Raw genomic sequence first — 19,205 nt, 5'->3', positions numbered from 1 at the left:
GGGTGGTCGCGGCCACACGGGGGAATTCCGGCGGCCGGGACGGTGTTCGAGTTGCCGGGTTGATCTCGTCGAGTGGAGGCGCATTGAGCACGGCAGCGGTCACGGCACCGGCGAAGGTGGGGCGGACCCCGGGCACCCTGCGCTACGCGCTCATCCTCGGCGGCCTGTCCGCGTTCGCGCCCCTGTCGATCGACATGTACCTGCCCGCCCTCCCCCGGATGGCGGACGACCTGCACAGTTCCGCACCGACCCTGCAACTCACGCTGACCGCGTTCATCATCGGCCTGGCGATCGGGCAGCTGGTCGCCGGACCGCTGTCGGACTCGCTCGGCCGCCGCCGCCCGCTGCTGGCCGGACTCGCGCTGTACGCGGTCGCGTCGGTGCTGTGCGCGCTGAGCCCGTCGGCCGAGCTGCTGATCGCCGGGCGCGCGGTGCAGGCGCTGGGTGCCGCGGCCGGGATGGTGATCGCGCGGGCCTGCGTGCGCGACCTGTTCGCCGGCACCGCGATGACGAAGTTCTTCTCGATGTTGATGCTGGTCAGCGGACTGGCGCCGATCCTGGCGCCGGTGATCGGCGGGCAGGTGCTGCGGTTGACGTCGTGGCGCGGGGTGTTCGTGGTGCTGACCCTGTTCGGCGCCGCCCTGCTGCTCGCCGCCGCGCTGGCACTGCCCGAGACGCTGCCCGCGGAGCGCCGGCGCCCAGCCCGCCTCGGCGGGACGCTGCGGGGATACGCGCGGCTGCTGCGGGACCGGTCGTTCATCGGGTACGCGCTGTCGGCCGGGCTGATGTTCGCCGGGCTGTTCGCCTACATCTCGGCGTCGTCGTTCGTGCTGCAGGAGGTCTACGGGCTGAGCCCGCAGGAGTACAGCCTGGTCTTCGGTGCCAACGGGCTGGGCATCGTGATCGCCGGACAGGTCAACGGGCGGATCGTGGGCCGGTTCCGGGAGCGGACGCTGCTGACGGTGGGGCTGTGCGCCTCGGCCGTGGGCGGCGCCGGGGTGCTCGTGGCCGCGCTGACCGGCCTGCCGCTGGGGGTGCTGCTGGTCCCGCTGCTGGTGATGGTGTCCAGCATCGGGCTGGTGATGCCGAACGCGTCGTCGCTCGCGCTGGCCGAGCACCCGCACAACGCCGGGGCGGCGTCGGCGCTGCTCGGGGTGATGCAGTTCGTGGTGGGCGGCCTCGCGACGCCGCTGGTGAGCATCGGGGGCGCGGCGAGCGCCGTGCCGATGGGGCTGGTGATGGCCGCGTTCGCGGTGGTGGCGCTGCTGGTGTTCGCGACGCTGACCCGGCCGCCCGGCCCCCGGGTCGCCCCGGGGGCCGGAGCGCTCAGCGGGCCACGGTCTTGACGACCCCGCCGTTGAAGTCGAAGTCGATCCCCGCACCGCACTCGACCTGCTTGCCGTTGGCGAAGTAGACGGTGAGGTTCCCGCGGCACTCGAACGCCTGGAAGCTGTTCCAGTTGCGGGTGCCGGGACGCAGGCACAACGCGTCCTTGGCGGGGCGGCGGATGTAGCCCGAGTAGCCCGGGCCGCAGGTGGTGATGATGTCCTTGCCGGCTGCGACGGGCGCCGCCGAGGCGGGGCTGGCCGCGGCCGCGGCGGGCAGTGCGGCGGCGGTCGCGGCGGCGGTGGCGGCGATGGCCGCGAGCAGGAGGGTGCGCATGTCGGGTCCTCTCAGTAGCAGCGGGTCGAAGAGATGGCGAAGGTGTAGTTGTTGCTGAGGTTCGAGGTCACCTCGAACGCGATCTCGTAGCCGATCGGCGGCTCACCGAAGACGTCGGTGCGCACGTTCTGGTCGCCGCCGGGCGCGACGATGCCCTTCCACAGCTGGTTGCCCCACCGCACGTCACGGATGACGAGCGCCAGACCGCGCCAGTCGTGGTTGTGCACGTTGATGTTGATGGCCTGGTCGGCAGCCAGTCCGATGGTGGTCGTCTGGCCACCCATGAGCGGGCCGCCGACGCACACGTTGGCGACGGCCGACGCAGCGGGCGTTGCGAGCAGCGGGAGGGCCACCGCGAGGGGCAGCGCGGCCGCCAGGGTTCTGATCGGGTTCCGCATCGGGGATCTCCTTCGCCGGATCGAGCTGGTGCCGACGACGCTAAGAGGTCTGAACCACTGTGCGGAAGCTCGCGGTCGGCCACGGCTTGTCCGGCGGCCAAATACCAATGTTCGCGCAGTTCAGCGCTTTGACCACCGGATCGGGTAGCCGAATCAGCCGGTCACCTGGACGAAGAAGTAGACCGCCCGGGTGCCGGGCAGGACCACGTGGCCGGCCCGGTCGACCATCTTGAAGTACACCTGGCAGTACCCGGGCTCCGCCGGCGCGCGCACCTCCACCGAGACCCGCACGACCTGGCCGGGCCGCGTCTCCGGCACGGGCACCTCGGCAGGGGTCCGGCAACCGTCGCCCGGACCGAAAGCGCCCTCGCGGCGCAGCGACCGGTCCACCCACGGGACGGTGCCCGTGTTGCGCAACTCCCAGGTCTTGACGAACCGCCCACCGGTGGGCACCTGCGTGCCGTCGGGCACGGTGACGTCGCCGCCGAACTCCGACGCGTCCCCGGGCACCAGCGGCGCCAGGGCGAGCGCCGGCGGCGGCACGTCGGCCACAGCGGACCCCGTCGTGGCGGGCCCGGCCGTGGCAGGCACCGTCGTGGCAGGCCCGGCCGGGGCGGGCGGGGTGGCCGACGGCTCGGTCGTGCGGAGCATGGTGACGGCCGTGACCACGCCGAGCGCGAGAACGACGGCCACCGCCGCGGCGAGCACCACCACCCGTCCCCCGCTCCGCGGCGCCGGAGCCGGTGCCGTCCCGCCGTCCCGGGCCCGCTCCCAGGCGGCGCGCCAGCAGGCCCGGGTCTCGTCCTCGGGTTCGCCGAGGACGCCGACCGCGAGGACGCGCACGAACTCCCATGTCGTGTCCCACGACGGCAGGCGCTGACCGCGCGCGGCCGCCGACAGCGCCGACTTCGACGCGAGCGCGCCCAGTTCGGTGCGCATCCGGTCGTAGGAGGGGTCCCCGGCGGCGCGCTTGAGGGTCCACAGCCGATGGGCGAACGCGGCCACCGGACCGGCCGCCGGATCCGGGCAACTGGCGACGCGGCCCCGCCTGGCCGCTCCGTGTGTCACCACAAGAGGGTAGGGGCAGATTGGTCCAAACGGGTGGTACGCGAGCGCGTTTCAGCCGAGCAGGTGGCACGGCGCGGACCGCTCCCGTCCCCGGATGCCCAACACGACGCCCGGACCAGCAAACTCAGCGCCCGCAACAGCAAACACAGCGCCCGGAGCGGCCAACACGCCACCACCGCGTGTTCGCCGCTCCGCGCGGCGTGTTCGCCGCACCGGGCGGCGTGTTGGCCGCTGGGGGTGGCGTGTTGGCCGCTGGGGGTGGCGTGTTGGCCGCTGGGGGTGGCGTGTTCGCCGCACCGGGCGGCGTGTTGGCCGCTCGGAGGGTCAGGGCAGCGCGGCGAGGTCGGAATTGCGCAACTGCTCCGGGGTCACCTTCGCTTCGCCGTCGACCAGAGCCTGCAGCGCGTCGCCGTCGTCCCACATGTTCACGTTCATCGCCGCCGTGACCTGGCCCTCGCGCAACCAGAACGCGGTGAACTCACGCTTGCCCAGGTCACCGCGGACCACCAGCTCGTCGCGCGACGGGTCCGCCAGCCCGCGGTACTCGCAGCCAAGGTCGTACTGGTCGGTGAAGAAGTACGGGGAGCGCGTGTACGGCTCCTGCCCGCCGGCCAGGTTCGCCGCCACGTGCGCGCCCTGGTTCTTCGCGTTCGCCCAGTGCTCGACGCGGACGCGGCGCCCGTAACGGGGGTGCCACTGCGCCGCGATGTCCCCGGCCGCGTACACGTCGGGCGCCGACGTGCGCAGCGACGCGTCGACCGCGACCCCGCCCTCGTCGGCCAGTTCGAGTCCGGCGGCGTGCGCGAGATCGACGCGCGGCACCGCGCCGACGGCGACCAGCACCACGTCGGCGGGCAGTTCGCTCCCGTCGGCCAGCCGCACCCCGGTCACCCCGCTCGGGCCGCCGGTCAGCTCGGTGATCCCGCTGCCCAGCCGCCATTGCACGCCGTGCTCGGTGTGCAGGCCGGCGAACACCTCGCTGATCTCCGGCCCGAGAACCCACAGCGGGCCGGGCAGCACGTCGACCATCGTCACCTCGGCGCCCTGCTGCCGGGCCGCGGCCGCGGCCTCCGTCCCGATCCAGCCCGTGCCGACCACGACCACCCGTGGGGAACCCGCGAACGCCGACCGCAGCGCGAGCGCGTCGTCGAGGGTGCGCAGCGAGTACACGCCCGGCAGGTCCACCCCGCGCACGGGCAGGGTCCGCGGCTGCGAGCCGGTCGCCAGCAGCAACCGGTCGTAGGAGTGCCGCCCGCCGCGCGCGTCCTGCACCACCCGCGCGCCCAGCTCCACGCGGGTCGCGCCAGTGCCCAGCCGCAGGTCGATGTCGTGCCCGGAGTAGAAGTCCGCGTCCCGCACCCAGTCCGGCTCGTCCGACTGGCCCAGCAGGATCCGCTTCGACAGCGGCGGCAACTCGTAGGGCCGGTGGGCCTCGGCGCCGAGAACGGCGATTTCGCCGTCGTAGCCGTTGTCCCGCAGCGCGGCCGCGGCCGAAGCACCGGCGAGACCGGCCCCGACGATCACGATCCGCTTCGGCTCGGACATGTGCCCTCCCAACAGAGTGAACCAAGTCACCTGACGTTACTGCGGACATTTTTTCCGCGCCACCGCGTCACACGCCGCTCCCGGGGTCGTCCCTTCATCATCCGCACCCCCACCGAAGGAAGGCGACGGACGTGGCGGCTCCAGACGAATGGTCGATCAGCTGCCGGGACCTGGCCGGGCGCCGGCGGGACCTGACGGTGTTGGTGAGCAGCGGCCGGGTGGTCCTGGTGGCACCGCCGGGCGAAGCCGCGGTGCTCGAACCGCTCGACGTCGGCCGGCTGCGCGCGGCGCTGCGCGACGCGGTCGTGGTGGTCGGCGAACAGTCCCGGTAGGTCACTCCAGATCCGCGATGACCGCGGCGACGTCCACCGGCGGCACCGGCTGGGCGTTCTCGCACACGGTGAACGCGGCTGCGCAGTAGTCGTCGACCCGCTCGACGAGCCCGCCCCGGTCGGCGCCGATCTGTTGCAGCGTGACCCGCAGGTCGGTGCTGAACATGATCGGGTCGAGCACGTGCCAGCGGTAGAACCCGACGAACTTGGGGATCGGTCCGCGGCCGGGCACCTCCAGCGGTGCACCCGAGTACAACCCCGCGTGCGGTCCCATCCCCCAGGCCGATCCGACGTAGTCCTCCAGTCCGGTCCCGCAGATCGTGGGGAGCTCCCGATCACCGTCGCGGTAGACCTTCACCTCGCCCTCGCCATACCACTGGCCGCCGTCGATGGGCCGCACGCCGCCCACCCAGCCGAGGAACCGGCCGGGGCCGTGCAGACCCTCGGTCACCACGAAATCCCGTTTCGCCACCGTCGGGTTCTCCCGGCGGAAGCTGACGTGCAGGCGCCCGGACGCGGATTCGCCGAGCGTGTAGTCGATCTGGAAGTACAGGACGATCGGGTCCGGGTTGCCGTTGACCAGGTCGACGCGGATGCGCTCGCCGAAGGCCATCGGGAGGTAGCTGTTGAACCCGCGGGCTTCCGGCATGCTGGTCAGCGCGCTGGCGTAGGCGACCGGGCGGCCGTGCGGCGAACCGAAGAAGTCCACGCAGGGCACCGAAACACTGGGATACGACAGGCCGCCGTAGCGGATCTCGAGGTACACGGCGCGCATCCGGGCCGGCCGGTCCGGCGGGAACGTCATCCAGATGTGCCGGATGGTGCCCGGGCCGGCGAGGTCCGCCAGGGTGACGCGCTCACCGCCCTCGATCACCCGGCTGGGGGCACCCTTGCGTCCGCCGCCGGCCCGGCCACCCGCGCCCCGTTCGCCGGCGGGGTTTTCGAACGTGACGGCGCGCGAGTCGAGCACCGGCGCGACGCGAGTCAGATCCGTGACGTCGAACACCCTGCCAAGGTAGGCGCGGTCCGTACCGTTCGCCAGCTCGGTAGGTTAGCCTAACCTCCATGGCCCAGACCGTGGATCTCGCCGCCGAGCCGATCACCAGCACCCGGCTGCGCGGTGACGGCCTGACGCTGGGATACGACGGACGCGTGGTCGCCGAGGGTCTGTCGGTCACCATCCCGGACCATTCGTTCACGGTGATCGTCGGCCCGAACGCGTGTGGCAAGTCCACGGTGCTGCGGGCGCTGAGCCGGCTGCTCAAACCGCGGCGCGGCATGGTCTACCTGGACGGCGAGGTCATCACGTCGTTGCCGGCCAAGCAGGTCGCGCGCAAGCTCGGGCTGCTGCCGCAGAGCTCGATCGCACCGGACGGCATCACGGTCGCCGACCTGGTCTCCCGCGGCCGGTATCCGCACCAGCGGCTGCTGCGCCAGTGGTCGCGCCAGGACGCCGAGGTCGTCGAGCGGTCGATGGCCGCGACCGGGGTGTCCGGCCTGGCCGACCGGATGGTCGACGAGCTGTCCGGCGGGCAGCGGCAGCGGGTGTGGCTGGCGATGGCCCTGGCGCAGGAGACGGAGCTGCTGCTGCTCGACGAGCCGACCACGTTCCTGGACATCGCGCACCAGATGGACATCCTCGACCTGTGCGCGCAGCTGCACGCCGAGCAGGGCCGCACCCTGGTCGCCGTGCTGCACGACCTCAACCAGGCGGCGCGCTACGCCACCCACCTGATCGCCATGCGCGACGGCGCGGTGGTGGCGACCGGCACGCCGGCGGAGGTGGTGACCGCCGAGTGCGTCGAGGAGATCTTCGACCTGCCGTGCTCGGTGATCCCCGACCCGGAGACGGGCACTCCGCTGGTGATCCCGAAGGCGCGCCGGTAGTTTCGGCTCCTGTGAGCCAGGACGTGTGGAGCGCGGTCGACGACTACGTGGGCCGGACGCTGATCGCCGCGGACGCGGTGCTGGACGACGCCAGGGCCGCCGCGGCCGATGCCGGGCTGCCGGAGATCGCGGTGTCCCCGGCGCAGGGCAAGCTGCTGCACCTGCTGGCGCGGATGCACGGCGCGCGGTCGATCCTGGAGATCGGCACGCTCGGCGGCTACTCGACGATCTGGCTGGCGCGGGCGCTGCCCCCGGAGGGCAGGCTGGTGACCCTGGAGGCCGACCCGAAGCACGCCGAGGTGGCGAGCAACAACCTGGACGCGGCCGGCTTCGGCGAGATCGTCGAGGTCAAGGTCGGCGCGGCGCTGGACACGCTGCCCACCCTCGACGGCCCGTTCGACCTGGTCTTCATCGACGCCGACAAGCCGAACAACCCGGAGTACTTCCGGTGGGCACTGCGGTTGTCGCGGCCGGGTTCGGTGATCGTGGTGGACAACGTGGTGCGCGGCGGCGCGCTCGCCGACGCGGGCAGCACCGACCCCGCGATCGTCGCGACGCGGGAGATGCACGACCTGATCGCGGCCGAGCCGCGGGTCGAGGCCACCGTGGTGCAGACCGTGGGTGTGAAGGGCTACGACGGGTTCACGCTCGCGCTGGTGACCGCATGACCGGCGGGGACCGGCGGGTGATCGACAAGGTGACGTGGGTGCGGGTGGAGTCCGGGCGGGTGCTCGCCGCGCGCTCGCACGGCAAGACGGTGTGGTACCTGCCGGGCGGCAAGCGCGAACCGGGCGAGAGCGACCTCGCGGCGCTGACGCGCGAGGTCGCCGAGGAGCTGTCGGTGTCGATCGACCCGGCGACCGTCCACCACTTCGGCACGGTCGAGGCCCCGGCCCACGGGCAGGCCGGGGTGGTGCGGATGGCCTGCTACACCGCCGAGTACCGCGGCACCCTCGTGGCCTCGGCGGAAGTGGCGGAGCTGGCCTGGCTGGGTCCGGGCGACCGCGACCGGCTCTCCGCGGCGGGCGCGCTGGTCTTCGACGAGCTGCACCGCCGCGGCGAACTCACCGGGTAGCCGTCTCCCGCTGGTAGAACGGCAGCCCGACCACCTCGACCGGCTCCACCCGGCCGCGGATGTCGACCGCCAGTTCGGTGCCGGGAGCGCTCAGCGCGACCGGCACGTACGCCATCGCCACGGGGTAGCCCAGCGTCGGCGACAGGGCGCCGCTGGTCACCTCGCCCACCGGCTCCCCGCCGGAGAGCACCCGGTACCCGTGCCGGGGCGCGCGCCGCCCGCTGCCGCGCAGGCCCACCAGCACCTCGGCCGGATCCTGCCGCTCCGCCAGCGCCGCCTTGCCCACGAAGTCCGGCTTGTCGAGCTTGACCACGCGGCCCAGGTTCGCCTCGAACGGCGACCGCTCGGTGGACAACTCGTTGCCGTACAACGGCATCCCGGCCTCCAGCCGGAGCGTGTCGCGGCAGGCGAGCCCGGCCGGCACCAGCCCGTGCGGCTCGCCGGCGTCGGTGAGGATGTGCCACACCGCCGCCGCCTCGTCCGGCGGCACGTACAACTCGAAACCGTCCTCACCGGTGTAGCCGGTGCGCGCGAGCAGCACGTCGTGGCCCTTGACCGTCGCCGGGACGCTCGCGTAGTACTTCAGGCCGGCGAGGTCGGCGTCCGTGACCGCGCCGAGGACATCCACCGCCCGCGGTCCCTGCACCGCGATCAGCGCGAACTCGGCGGAGCGGTCGGTGACCCGCGCGTCGAAACCGGCGGCCCGCTCAGCGAGCTCCGCGGCCACCTCCGGCGCGTTGCCCGCATTGGCCACCACCAGGTACTTCTCGTCCTCGAGCCGGTAGACGACGAGGTCATCGATCACCCCGCCGGTGGCGTTGCACATCATCGTGTAGCGGGCACGGCCCGGCTTCACCGCGGACAGCTTGCCGACGAGCGCGTGGTCGAGCGCGTCCGCAGCCTGCGGTCCGGTCACCTCGATCTCGCCCATGTGCGACAGGTCGAACAGCCCGGCGGCCTCCCGCACCGCGCGGTGCTCGGCCAGCTCACTGCCGTAGCGCACCGGCATCTCCCAGCCGGCGAAATCGGTGAACAGCGCGCCCAGTCCCTTGTGGACGGAGTACAGAGGGGTCCGCATGGATCAGCTCCCGTAGGCTTCGATGGACGGGCACGAGCAGACGAGGTTGCGGTCACCGTGCGCGCCGTCGATGCGGCGCACCGGGGACCAGTACTTGTTCTTCGGGGAGACACCGGCCGGGTAGACCGCGGTCTTGCGGTCGTAGGGCAGGTCCCAGTCGCCGGTGAGCATCTCCGCGGTGTGCGGCGCGTTGCGCAGGGGGCTCCGCTCGATCGGCCAGGTGCCCTCGGCGACCTGTTCGATCTCCCGCCGGATCGCGATCATCGCGTCGCAGAACCGGTCGAGCTCGCCGACGTCCTCGCTCTCGGTCGGCTCGACCATCAGCGTCCCGGCGACCGGGAAGGACATCGTCGGGGCGTGGAAACCGTAGTCCACCAAGCGCTTGGCGACGTCGTCGACGGTCACGCCGGTGCGCTTGGTGAGCGCCCGCAGGTCGAGGATGCACTCGTGGGCGACCAGCCCGTTCCGCCCGGTGTAGAGCACCGGGTAGTGCGGGGACAGCCGCGCGGCGACGTAGTTCGCGGCGAGCACGGCGACCTTGGTGGCGCTCGTCAGGCCGGCGCCACCCATCATCCGGATGTAGGCCCACGAGATCGGCAGGATCGACGCCGAACCGAACGGCGCCGCCGAGATCGGGCCGACCCCGGTGTCCGGGCCGGCACCGTCGGCGAGCGGGTGGTTCGGCAAGTACGGGGCGAGGTGCGCGCGCACCGCGACCGGGCCGACGCCCGGGCCGCCACCGCCGTGCGGGATGCAGAACGTCTTGTGCAGGTTCAGGTGCGACACGTCGCCGCCGAACTCGCCCGGCTTGGCCAGGCCCAGCAACGCGTTCAGGTTCGCACCGTCCACGTAGACCTGACCGCCGGCCTCGTGCACGATACGGGCGATCTCGCCGATGCCCTCCTCGTACACGCCGTGCGTGGACGGGTAGGTCACCATGATCGCCGACAGCGTCTCGCGGTGCTGCTCGGCCTTGGCGCGCAGATCGTCCAGGTCGACGTCACCGTTGTCGTTGCAGGCCACCACGACCACGCGCATCCCGGCCAGCACCGCCGACGCGGCGTTCGTGCCGTGCGCCGAGGAGGGGATGAGGCAGACGTCACGCTCCGGCCGGCCGTTGGCGCGGTGGTACGCGCGGATCGCCAGGAGCCCGGCGAGCTCACCCTGGCTGCCGGCGTTGGGCTGCAGCGACACCTGGTCGTAGCCGGTGACCTCGGCGAGCCAGCCGCACAGCTGGTCGATCAGCTCCCGGTACCCGGCGGCGTCCTCCGCCGGGGCGAACGGGTGCAGGCTCGCGAACTCCGGCCAGCTGATCGGCTCCATCTCGGCGGTCGCGTTGAGCTTCATGGTGCACGACCCGAGCGGGATCATGCCGCGGTCGAGGGCGTAGTCCTGATCGGACAACCGGCGCAGGTACCGCAGCATCGCGGTCTCCGAGCGGTGGGTGTGGAACACCTCGTGGGTGAGGAACTCGCTGGTGCGGGCCAGTCCGGTGGGCAGCGCGGCGGCGTCCTCGGCGATGCCCGGGCCGGCCTCGAAGGCCCGCAGCACGCGGTCGACGACGTCCACCGTGGTCACCTCGTCGCAGGCCAACCGGACGTGGTCGTCGTCCACCCGGCCGAGGTTGATGCCCGCCGCGCGCGCGGCGGCGACGACCGCGGCGGCCCGGCCCGGCACCCGCGCGAGCACGGTGTCGAAGAAGCCCTCGTGCACCACCTCCACGCCCGCGGTCCGCAGCGCCCCGGCCAGCCCGGCGGCCAGCCCGTGCACCCGCCGCGCGATCTCGGTGAGCCCCTCCGGGCCGTGGTACACGGCGTACATCGCGGCCAGCACGGCCGGCAGCACCTGGGCGGTGCAGATGTTCGAGGTCGCCTTCTCGCGGCGGATGTGCTGCTCACGGGTCTGCAGCGCGAGCCGGTAGGCGGTGTTGCCGTCCGCGTCGACCGAGACGCCGACCAGCCGGCCGGGCAGCGACCGCTCCAGGCCCCGGCGCACGGCGAGGTACCCGGCGTGCGGGCCGCCGTAGCCGAGCGGGACACCGAAGCGCTGGGTGGTCCCGGCCGCGATGTCCGCGCCGAACTCGCCGGGTGCGGTGATCAGCGTCAGCGCCAGCAGGTCGGCCGCCACCGTGTAGAGCGCGCCGGCGTCCTTCGCGACCTTGCCGATGGCCTCGTAGAAGCCCTTGCCGCGCAACACACCGGACGCGCCCGGGTACTGCACGACGACGCCGAAGAAGTCCTCCGGCAGCCCGGTGCCCAGGTCGCGCACGTCGACCTCGATGCCGACCGCCTCCGCCCGGGTGCGCACCACCGCGATGGTCTGCGGCAGGCACTCGGCGTCCAGGACGACGCGCGACGACTTCGCCTTCGACGCGCGGCGCATCAGCAGAACGGCCTCGGCGACCGCCGTGGACTCGTCGAGCAGGGAGGCGTTGGCGATGTTCAGGCCGGTCAGGCCGGACACCATGGTCTGGAAGTTCAGCAGCGCCTCCAGCCGCCCCTGCGAGATCTCCGGCTGGTACGGCGTGTACGCGGTGTACCAGGCCGGGTTCTCCAGCACGTTGCGGCGGATGACCGGTGGGGTGACGGTGTCGCTGAAGCCCAGGCCGATCATCTGGGTCATCGGGCGGTTCTTCGCCGCCAGCGCACGCAGCTCGGCGGTCGCCTCCTGCTCGGAGGCCGGGGGCAGGCCCAGCGCACCCGAGGTGCGGATCGCGGCCGGGACGGCCGCCTCGACCAGGGCGTCCAGACTCCCGTACCCGCACTCGGCGAGCATCTTGGCCTGTTCGTGCTCGGAAGGTCCGATGTGACGATCGGCGAAGGACATCGGGAGCTCCTCATCTGCGGGTGGCGGGAACTCCCCCTCTGTCATCGGCACCTGAGAGTTTCACCGCGCTCGCGGCTTTCACCTTGGGTGAGGCGCGATGCGCGCGCCTGCTTTCCAGAGTGGCCTGGCGCGGAGCGGTAACTGGTACCTGAGAGATTGACGGGGAAGTTGCTCCTTCGGTGCCCCAGTGACCCGGGGACTCTCCCGCTCCGGCTCGTGACGGCCTGGTGTTCAGTTGTCCGGCTTCAGTCTACAGCGGCGTAACGTACGCGGCCGGGATGCCGCCGTCCACCGGAAACGCGAAGCCGTGATGAACACCGCAGCGTCGCCGGGACAGCCCCCATGGGTCCGTGGAACACCATCGAGATGCACACAGGGGCTGTCGAGCGCGAGTTTTAGAGGCTAGTCTCCACAAACATGGGCCGACCACCACGGCATACCGCCGACGAACTGCTGGACGCCGCCGTCCGGCTGTTCGCCACGGGCGGGCCGGAAGCGGTCACCATGTCGGCGGTGGCGCGCGAGGCGGGCGCGCCGAGCGGATCGGTCTACCACCGCTTCCCGGGACGGCCGGCGTTGCAAGCCGCGTTGTGGTTGCGCACCGTGCAGCGGTTCCACCGCGACTACCTCGCGGTGCTGTGCGGAGAACGGCCCCTGGACGCAGCGGTTGCGGCCGTGCGCTGGTGCCGGGAGCGCCCCGGGGAGGCGCAGGTGCTGTACGCGGGAAAACGGCTGCTCGGCGCGAGCTCCTGGTCGGCCGAGGACCGCGCCGAGGACGCCCGGTACGACGCCGCGCTGGACGAGGCGCTGCGCATCGTGGTGCGGCGGCTGCGTGCTGAGACCGGCTCGAGTGCCGACGAGCTGCTGCTGGTGCTGGTCGACCTGCCGTACGCGGTCGTGCGGCGGTACCTGGCCCAGGGGCGGCCACCACCGGAGTCCGCCGTGGACCTGGTGGCGCGGGTCGCCCGCACGATGTCGACCAAGGAAGGGACGAACGATGGCTGACGTGATCGACGTGTGGATGCAGCAGCCGAACCAGCGGTTCATGGACCAGCCGTGGCTGGAGACGCTGGTGCGCTGGACGGGCATGGCGCGCCGCGCGCCCCAGCTGTCCGGGACGCTCGACGCGATGGACGAGGCCGGTGTGCGGGTGGCGCTGCTGTCCGCGTGGCACGGGCCGGACGGGGCGCTGATCACCAACGACGAGGTGGCGGAGATCGTGTCCGCGCACCCGGACCGGTTCGCCGGGGTGGCGTCGGTGGATCTGCGCGACCCGGTGCGGGCGGTGCGGGAAATCCGCCGGTGCATCCGGCTCGGGTTCGTCGGGGTGCGGGTGGTGCCGTGGCTGTGGAACCTGCCGCCGAACGACCGGCGCTACTACCCGGTGTACGTGACGTGCGTGGAGGAGGACGTGCCGTTCTGCACGCAGATCGGTCACACCGGGCCGCTGTGCCCGTCCGAGCCGGGGCGGCCGATCCCGTACCTGGACGAGGTGCTGCTGGACTTCCCCGAGCTGACCGTGGTGGGCGGCCACGTGGGCTACCCGTGGATGGCGGAGGTGCTGTCCCTGGCCGCGAAGTACCCGAACTTCCACGTGGACACCTCGGCGTACGCGGTGCACCGGCTGCCCGGGGAGCTGGTGGAGTTCATGCGCGGGCGCGGCCGGGAGCGCGTGCTGTTCGGCAGCAACTACCCGATGATGACCCCGGCCGACGCGTTGAAGCGCCTGCCGGACCTGGATCTGGGACCGGCGGCGACGGAGCTGTACCTGAGCGGCAACGCCCGGCGGGTGTTCGCACTGCCCAACTGAGCAGCGCGTACCCGGTTCGCCGCCGCGCAGGCGCGTGGCACTCGGTGGTGCGCTTGCGCGGCGCGGCGGGCAGGGGCGCTCAGCTCGCGGCCGCGGTCTCCACCGGCCGGGTCGTCAGCAGCTGCCGGATCTCGCGGACGGCGGTGCGGCCGGCGCGGTTCGCGCCGATCGTGCTGGCGGACGGGCCGTAACCCACCAGGTGCAGCCTCGGTTCGGCGACCACGCGGGTGCCGTCCATGCGGATGCCGCCGCCGGGTTCGCGCAGGTGCAGCGGCGCCAGGTGATCGAGCGCGGCGCGGAACCCGGTGGCCCACAGGATCACGTCCGCCTGCTGCTCGGTGCCGTCTGCCCAGACCACGCCCGTCGGGGTGATGCGGTCGAACATCGGCTTGCGGGTGAGGATCCCGCGGGCCTGCGCGTCGCGCACCTGGGGTGTGCGCATCAGCCCGGTGACGCTCACGACGCTCGCCGGTGGCAGCCCGGCCCGGACCCGCTGGTCGACCTTCGCAACGGCTTCGCGGCCCAGTTCCGGGCCGAACTCCGCGTCCTGGAACACCGGCGGCCGGCGGGTGACCCAGGTGGTGCCGCTCGCGAAGTCCGCGATCTCGATCAGCAGCTGCACGGCCGAGGTGCCGCCGCCCACGACCAGGACGTGCTGCCCGCGGAACTCCTCGGCGGTGCGGTAGTCGGCGGTGTGCAACTGGCGGCCGGTGAAGGTTTCCTGCCCCGGGTAGTGCGGCCAGAACGGGCGGGTCCACGTGCCGGTCGCGTTGATGACGGCGCGGGCGGCCCAGGTACCGCCGGTGGTCTCGACGAGGAGGCGGGGACCCGCATCACGCACGGCGAGCACCTCGACCGGGCGGTGAACCGGCAGGTCGAAGGTGCGCTCGTAGCGCGCGAAGTACTCGGCCACGACCTCGGACGCCATCCGGTGCTCGTCCTGCTCGTGGAAGGCCAGGCCGGGGAGGTCGTGGAAGCCGTGGACCTTGTCCAGCCGCAGCGAGGGCCACCGGTGCTGCCACGCACCGCCCGGCCGGGAGTTCGCGTCGAGGACGACGAATTCCAGACCCGACCGCCGGAGGAAGTAGGCGGACGACAAGCCGGCCTGCCCCGCGCCGATCACCACCACGTCCGTTTCGCTGCGCACACCGCTTACAACCGCCGCCGGGCCGTGCCGCTTCCCGGTGGTGGCGGGGCACACGGGTGCGCGGTTGGCCGCGGGGTGGTTGCAGGCAGGCGGTGCGCGGACGCCAGGTGGGCGACGGCCGCGCGCACAGCCGTCGCGGCCACCGTGCGCGGCCGGTGTCCCGGGCACCTTGATGCGGTGCCCGGGGCGACGCTCCGGTCTGCTGGCGCGGTGTCAGCGCAGCAGCCACCCGGTCTTGCCGGCCGCGGCGGACGTCAGCGGCGGCGGAGCAGGCGGACGATCGCGACCACTCCGAGCGCCGCGGCGACCCCGGCGAGGATCGGCGCGAGGCGTTTGGTCAGGGAGCTCCCGGCGTACTCGAAGAGGTCGATCGCCTCGGCTTCGTGGGGCTGGGGCTTCACCGACTCGAGCTTGGGCTTCTCCGGCGCCGGCTCGGTGGTCACCCCGGATTCGGCCGGCTTCTCCTCCGCGGCCGGGCTCTCCGCGGTACCGAGCCGGTCCGCCAGGTTCGCCGCGAACTGGTCCAGGATCTTGCCACCGACCTCGGAGATCATGCCGCGGCCGAACTGCGCCGGCCGGCCCGTGACGTTCAGATCGGTGGCCACGGTGCCCTTCGTGCCACCGTCGTTCTCCGACAACGTCACCGTGACCGTCGCGGCCGCCGTGCCCGCTCCGCGGGAGTCCTTGCCCGACGCCTTGATCACGATCTTGCGAGCCTGTTCGTCGGTCTCCAGGTACTCGCCGGAACCCTTGTACAGCAGGGAGATCGGGCCCAGCTTCACCTTGACCGTCCCGGTGAACGTCTCGCCCTCGACCTTCGTCAGGGTGGCACCGGGCATGCAGGGCGCAACGCGTTCCGGATCGGTGACCGCCTTCCACACCTCGGCAGGCGGGGCCGGAACGGTGAATTCATGGTCGAGCCGCACGGGCCGACCTCCCTTCTCCAGAAAGCTTCGAGTCCCTCGGACCACCTTAGTGCCGGAACCGGCGCCCGGTGCGTACGCGGGACCGGCATCGGCGCCCCGTCGAGCACGGTGCCAGGCCCGCGGCCGTCCCCGGCGGGACGGCCGCGGGCCCGCCCGGCCTACACCCCGGCCAGCGCCGCCGACACCGCGCGGCCCGTCAGCACCTTCGCCAGCTCCTGCCGGTATTCGACGTCCGCGTTGCCGTCGGCGGTGGGACTGGTCCCCTCCGCCGCGTGCGCGGCCGCGGAGCGGATCGTCTCGTCCGACGCGGACTGGCCCACCAGCGCCTGCTCGACCGCGGTGGCCCGCACGGGCACCGACGCCATGTTCGTCAGCGCCACCCGGGCCTCGGCGATCGTGTCGCCGTCGGTGCGGACCGTGGCCGCAACCGCGACCATCGACCACGCCTGCGCCACCCGGTTGAACTTCTCGTAGTGCGCCTTCCAGCCGGTGTGCTTGGGCACCCGGACCTCGACCAGGATCTCCGCCGGCTCGAGTGCCGTGGTGAAGAAGTCCTGGAAGAACTCCGACGCCGGCACCGTCCGCCGTCCGCTGCTGCTGGCGATCACCATCTCGGCGCCCAGCGCGAGCGCGGGGGCCAGCAGGTCACCGGCCGGATCCGCGTGGGCGATCGAGCCGCCGAACGTGCCGCGGTGCCGCACCTGCGGATCGGCCACCGTGTCGGTCGCCTTGGCCAGCAACGCGGCGTGCTCGGCGATCAGCTGATCACGCTGCACGTCGTAGTGCGTGGTCATCGCCCCGATCACGATCGCCTCGCCGTCGTCGCGGACACCCCGCAGCTCGGAGATCTTGCCCAGGTCGATGAGCGTGGTCGGCGCCGCCAGCCGCATCCGCAGCACCGGCAGCAGGCTCTGCCCGCCGGCCAGGACCTTGGCGTCCTCACCGGCCGCGGCCAGGGCCTGCACCGCCTCGTCCACAGTGGACGGAGCGACGTAGTCGAAGGCAGCGGGGATCACTGCGCACCTCCCGAAGCGTCGATGGAACCCAGACCGCCACCGGCCTCCGAGCCGACACCACCGGCGTCGGTCCGGCCGCGGTGGACCGCCGACCACACCCGCATGGGCGAGCACGGCATCTCGATGTCGTTGACGCCGAGGTGCCGCACCGCGTCCACGACCGCGTTGACCACCGCCGGGGTGGACGCGATCGTGCCGGCCTCGCCGACACCCTTCACACCCAGCGGGTTCGACGTCGCCGCCGTCTCCGTGCGGTCGGTGACGAACGACGGCAGGTCGGCCGCCGAGGGCAGCAGGTAGTCGGCGAACGTGCCGGTGGTGAGCGTGCCGCTCTCGTCGAACACCGCCTCCTCGTAGAGCGCCTGGGCGATGCCCTGCGCGAGACCGCCGTGCACCTGCCCCTCCACGATCAGCGGGTTGACCACCTTGCCGACGTCGTCCACGCAGACGTACGAGCGCAACCGCACCCGCCCGGTCTCGGTGTCCACCTCGGCCGCGCAGAGGTGGGTGCCGTGTGGGAACGAGAAGTTCTCCGGGTCGAACACGGCCTCGGAGTCCAGCGTCGGCTCCATGCCCTCGGGCAGGTTGTGCGCGGCGAACGTCGCGAACGCGACGTCCTGGATGGTCGTGGACGTGTCGGTGCCGCGGACGGTGAACTTGCCGCCCTCGAACTCCAGGTCGTCCGGCGAGCACTCCAGCAGGTGCGCGGCGATCGTCCGGGCCTTGTCGACCACCTTCTCGGCCGCCTTCACCACGGCGATGCCGCCGACCGCCAGCGACCGCGACCCGTAGGTGTCCATGCCCTTGTGCGAGGACTGCGTGTCGCCGTGGATGACCTCGATGTCCTCGAACGCCACCCCGAGCCGGTCGGCGACGATCTGGCTCCACGCCGTCTCGTGCCCCTGTCCGTGCGCCGAGGCGCCGGTGACCACCTCGACCTTGCCCGTGGGCAGCACCCGGACCGCCGCGTGCTCCCAGCCGCCCGCGCCGTAGTCGAGCGAGCCGAGCACCCGTGACGGGGCGAGACCGCACATCTCGGTGAACGTGGAGATGCCGATGCCGAGCTGGACCGGGTCGTTGCGCTCCCGGCGTTCCCGCTGCTCGCGGCGCAGGCCCTCGTAGTCGAACAGTTCCTTGGCCTTCGCGGTGGCGGCCTCGTAGTTGCCCGAGTCGTAGGTCAGCCCGCACACCGTGGTGAACGGGAACTCCTCGTGCTTGATCCAGTTCTTCTCCCGCAGCTCCAGCGGATCCATGCCGAGCTCGGCGGCGAGCTCGTCCATGATCCGCTCGATCGCGAACGTGGCCTCCGGCCGGCCGGCGCCCCGGTAGGCGTCGGTGAGCGTGGTGTTGGTGAACACGTTGGTGCAGGCGAAGTGGTACGCCGGGATCTTGTAGATCGCGTTGAACATGAACGCGCCCAGGATCGGCACGCCCGGGCCGACGAGACCGTTGTAGGCGCCCATGTCGGCCATCAGCTCGACCTTGAGGCCGGTCACCTTCCCGTCGCGGGTCGCGCTGATCGTGATGTCCTGGATCTGGTCCCGGCCGTGGTGCGCGGTCTGCATCGCCTCCGAGCGGGTCTCGGTCCACTTGACCGGCTTGCCGAGCCGCTGCGCGATGAGGACTGCCATGGTCTCCTCGGGCAGCACGGCGATCTTGCCACCGAACCCGCCGCCGACATCCGGGGCGATGACGCGCAGCTTGTGCTCGGGGATGCCGAGCGTCAGGGCCGTCATCGTCTTGAGGATGTGCGGGACCTGGGTGGCCGACCACATGGTGATCTGGGTGCCGGTCGGGTCGACCACGACCGACCGCGGCTCCATGAACGCCGGCACCAGCCGCTGCTGGCGGAAGCGGCGCCGGAGCACCACCTCGCCGCTCGAAATGGCTTCCTCGACGTTCTCCCCGGTGCCCGCCTCGGCCGAGTCGAAGACCCACGTGGCCTGCTTGTTGGTGCCGAGCTCCTCGTGGACCAGCGGCGCGCCCTCGGCGAGGGCGTTCTCCAGGCCGAGGACCACGGGCAGTTCCTCGTAGTCCACGTCGATGGCCTCGAGCGCGTCGGCGGCCTCCGCCTTGCTGCGGGCCACCACCACGGCGACACCCTCGCCGGCGAAGTTGACCTGGTCGGCGGCGAGCACCGGCCGCCGCGGCTGCTTCATGTCCGGCGTGATCGGCCACGCGCAGGGCATGCCGATCGCGCTGTCCGGGTCGAGATCGCGCGCCGTGTAGACCGCCACCACGCCCGGCATGTCCCGTGCCGCGGACGTGTCGACGGAATTGATCCGGGCGTGCGCGAACGGACTGCGCAGGATCGCCACGTGCAGCATGCCGGGCAGGGTGATGTTGTCCGTCCAGCGGGTGCGGCCGGTGATGAGCCGCGCGTCCTCCTTGCGGGTGCGCGCCTTGCCGACCTCGGGTTCGATCGTCGACGTCAT

18 protein-coding genes and 1 riboswitch are annotated in these 19,205 nt (G+C 72.3%); of the genes, 7 read left to right on the top strand and 11 right to left on the bottom strand.

All coding sequences use genetic code 11. The annotated features are described in order from the left end of the window. The first annotated feature begins 83 nt into the window (after positions 1-83). The gene (locus FHX46_RS07955; RefSeq protein WP_167112024.1) at positions 84-1,346 is read left to right on the top strand and encodes a Bcr/CflA family multidrug efflux MFS transporter; all 1,263 of its coding nucleotides are present in this window, start codon (positions 84-86) and stop codon (positions 1,344-1,346) included. Here the strand turns inward: FHX46_RS07955 and FHX46_RS07950 are convergent. The 4 genes from FHX46_RS07950 to FHX46_RS07935 form a co-directional block, all read right to left on the bottom strand. After that, on the bottom strand, positions 1,327-1,662 hold the full coding sequence (locus FHX46_RS07950; RefSeq protein WP_167112022.1) for a hypothetical protein: 336 nt from the start codon (positions 1,660-1,662) through the stop codon (positions 1,327-1,329). The two genes, FHX46_RS07955 and FHX46_RS07950, sit on opposite strands and share 20 nt — an antisense overlap. Before the next feature lie 11 nt (positions 1,663-1,673). Then, positions 1,674-2,060, bottom strand: a complete 387-nt coding sequence (locus tag FHX46_RS07945; RefSeq protein ID WP_167112020.1) for a hypothetical protein — start codon at positions 2,058-2,060, stop codon at positions 1,674-1,676. 153 nt (positions 2,061-2,213) lie between these two features. After that, positions 2,214-3,128 (bottom strand): NBR1-Ig-like domain-containing protein, encoded by a 915-nt coding sequence (locus FHX46_RS07940; protein ID WP_313886058.1) that lies wholly within the window; start codon positions 3,126-3,128, stop codon positions 2,214-2,216. A gap of 324 nt (positions 3,129-3,452) precedes the next feature. Further along, on the bottom strand, positions 3,453-4,673 hold the full coding sequence (locus tag FHX46_RS07935; RefSeq protein ID WP_167112018.1) for an NAD(P)/FAD-dependent oxidoreductase: 1,221 nt from the start codon (positions 4,671-4,673) through the stop codon (positions 3,453-3,455). 131 nt (positions 4,674-4,804) lie between these two features. On the opposite strand from FHX46_RS07935, the gene FHX46_RS07930 reads away from it, so the two are divergent. Next, positions 4,805-5,005, top strand: a complete 201-nt coding sequence (locus FHX46_RS07930) for a hypothetical protein (RefSeq protein ID WP_167112016.1) — start codon at positions 4,805-4,807, stop codon at positions 5,003-5,005. 1 nt (position 5,006) lies between these two features. Here the strand turns inward: FHX46_RS07930 and FHX46_RS07925 are convergent, their stop codons facing one another. Then, the gene (locus FHX46_RS07925) at positions 5,007-6,011 is read right to left on the bottom strand and encodes a glycoside hydrolase family 172 protein (protein ID WP_167112014.1); all 1,005 of its coding nucleotides are present in this window, start codon (positions 6,009-6,011) and stop codon (positions 5,007-5,009) included. 59 nt (positions 6,012-6,070) lie between these two features. Here FHX46_RS07925 and FHX46_RS07920 point away from each other — a divergent pair, with 59 nt between their 5' ends. The 3 genes from FHX46_RS07920 to FHX46_RS07910 are packed head-to-tail and all read left to right on the top strand — an operon-like array spanning position 6,071 to position 7,967. Beyond that, the gene (locus FHX46_RS07920; RefSeq protein WP_167112012.1) at positions 6,071-6,892 is read left to right on the top strand and encodes an ABC transporter ATP-binding protein; all 822 of its coding nucleotides are present in this window, start codon (positions 6,071-6,073) and stop codon (positions 6,890-6,892) included. An 11-nt stretch (positions 6,893-6,903) separates the two neighbouring features. Next, entirely contained in the window at positions 6,904-7,560 is a 657-nt protein-coding gene (locus FHX46_RS07915) for an O-methyltransferase (RefSeq protein ID WP_167112010.1), read from the top strand. Further along, complete coding sequence (locus tag FHX46_RS07910) at positions 7,557-7,967, top strand: NUDIX hydrolase (RefSeq protein WP_167112008.1); 411 nt, start codon at positions 7,557-7,559, stop codon at positions 7,965-7,967. The genes FHX46_RS07915 and FHX46_RS07910 overlap by 4 nt, the downstream gene beginning before the upstream one ends. On the opposite strand, the gene gcvT is transcribed toward FHX46_RS07910, so the two are convergent. Together gcvT and gcvP are read right to left on the bottom strand one after the other, a co-directional pair. Continuing rightward, complete coding sequence (gene gcvT, locus FHX46_RS07905; protein WP_167112006.1) at positions 7,957-9,045, bottom strand: glycine cleavage system aminomethyltransferase GcvT; 1,089 nt, start codon at positions 9,043-9,045, stop codon at positions 7,957-7,959. The genes FHX46_RS07910 and gcvT overlap by 11 nt on opposite strands. A 3-nt stretch (positions 9,046-9,048) precedes the next feature. Continuing rightward, on the bottom strand, positions 9,049-11,871 hold the full coding sequence (gene gcvP, locus FHX46_RS07900; RefSeq protein WP_167112004.1) for an aminomethyl-transferring glycine dehydrogenase: 2,823 nt from the start codon (positions 11,869-11,871) through the stop codon (positions 9,049-9,051). 125 nt (positions 11,872-11,996) lie between these two features. Then, positions 11,997-12,088: riboswitch (glycine riboswitch) on the bottom strand. A 200-nt stretch (positions 12,089-12,288) separates the two neighbouring features. Here gcvP and FHX46_RS07895 point away from each other — a divergent pair. Further along, entirely contained in the window at positions 12,289-12,876 is a 588-nt protein-coding gene (locus tag FHX46_RS07895) for a TetR/AcrR family transcriptional regulator (protein ID WP_167112002.1), read from the top strand. Continuing rightward, on the top strand, positions 12,869-13,681 hold the full coding sequence (locus FHX46_RS07890; RefSeq protein ID WP_167112000.1) for an amidohydrolase family protein: 813 nt from the start codon (positions 12,869-12,871) through the stop codon (positions 13,679-13,681). Before FHX46_RS07895 ends, FHX46_RS07890 begins: the two co-directional genes overlap by 8 nt. 79 nt (positions 13,682-13,760) lie before the next feature. Here the strand turns inward: FHX46_RS07890 and FHX46_RS07885 are convergent, their stop codons facing one another. The 4 genes from FHX46_RS07885 to FHX46_RS07870 form a co-directional block, all read right to left on the bottom strand. Then, positions 13,761-14,828, bottom strand: coding sequence for an FAD-dependent oxidoreductase (locus FHX46_RS07885; RefSeq protein WP_167111998.1), 1,068 nt, complete (start codon positions 14,826-14,828; stop codon positions 13,761-13,763). Positions 14,829-15,082: 254 nt separating this feature from the next. After that, on the bottom strand, positions 15,083-15,754 hold the full coding sequence (locus FHX46_RS07880; RefSeq protein ID WP_167111996.1) for an SRPBCC family protein: 672 nt from the start codon (positions 15,752-15,754) through the stop codon (positions 15,083-15,085). A 158-nt stretch (positions 15,755-15,912) separates the two neighbouring features. Next, a complete protein-coding gene (locus tag FHX46_RS07875; protein WP_167111994.1) occupies positions 15,913-16,770 on the bottom strand; it encodes an FAD binding domain-containing protein in 858 nt (285 codons plus the stop codon). Continuing rightward, on the bottom strand, positions 16,767-19,205 hold the full coding sequence (locus FHX46_RS07870; protein ID WP_167111993.1) for a xanthine dehydrogenase family protein molybdopterin-binding subunit: 2,439 nt from the start codon (positions 19,203-19,205) through the stop codon (positions 16,767-16,769). Before FHX46_RS07870 ends, FHX46_RS07875 begins: the two co-directional genes overlap by 4 nt.

This window comes from Amycolatopsis viridis (assembly GCF_011758765.1).
Classification (GTDB): domain Bacteria; phylum Actinomycetota; class Actinomycetes; order Mycobacteriales; family Pseudonocardiaceae; genus Amycolatopsis_E; species Amycolatopsis_E viridis.
Note: the sequence above shows the minus strand (reverse complement) of the source record. Positions and strands in the feature narration are given on the sequence as shown.

Excerpts from the sequence above, each read along its gene's own strand:
- FHX46_RS07950 (WP_167112022.1), bottom strand. The coding sequence starts at position 1,662 with ATGCGCACCCTCCTGCTCGCGGCCATCGCCGCCACCGCCGCCGCGACC.
- FHX46_RS07945 (WP_167112020.1), bottom strand. The coding sequence starts at position 2,060 with ATGCGGAACCCGATCAGAACCCTGGCGGCCGCGCTGCCCCTCGCGGTG.
- FHX46_RS07935 (WP_167112018.1), bottom strand. The coding sequence starts at position 4,673 with ATGTCCGAGCCGAAGCGGATCGTGATCGTCGGGGCCGGTCTCGCCGGT.
- FHX46_RS07920 (WP_167112012.1), top strand. The coding sequence starts at position 6,071 with ATGGCCCAGACCGTGGATCTCGCCGCCGAGCCGATCACCAGCACCCGG.
- FHX46_RS07910 (WP_167112008.1), top strand. The coding sequence starts at position 7,557 with ATGACCGGCGGGGACCGGCGGGTGATCGACAAGGTGACGTGGGTGCGG.
- gcvT (WP_167112006.1), bottom strand. The coding sequence starts at position 9,045 with ATGCGGACCCCTCTGTACTCCGTCCACAAGGGACTGGGCGCGCTGTTC.
- gcvP (WP_167112004.1), bottom strand. The coding sequence starts at position 11,871 with ATGTCCTTCGCCGATCGTCACATCGGACCTTCCGAGCACGAACAGGCC.
- FHX46_RS07895 (WP_167112002.1), top strand. The coding sequence starts at position 12,289 with ATGGGCCGACCACCACGGCATACCGCCGACGAACTGCTGGACGCCGCC.
- FHX46_RS07890 (WP_167112000.1), top strand. The coding sequence starts at position 12,869 with ATGGCTGACGTGATCGACGTGTGGATGCAGCAGCCGAACCAGCGGTTC.
- FHX46_RS07870 (WP_167111993.1), bottom strand. The coding sequence starts at position 19,205 with ATGACGTCGACGATCGAACCCGAGGTCGGCAAGGCGCGCACCCGCAAG.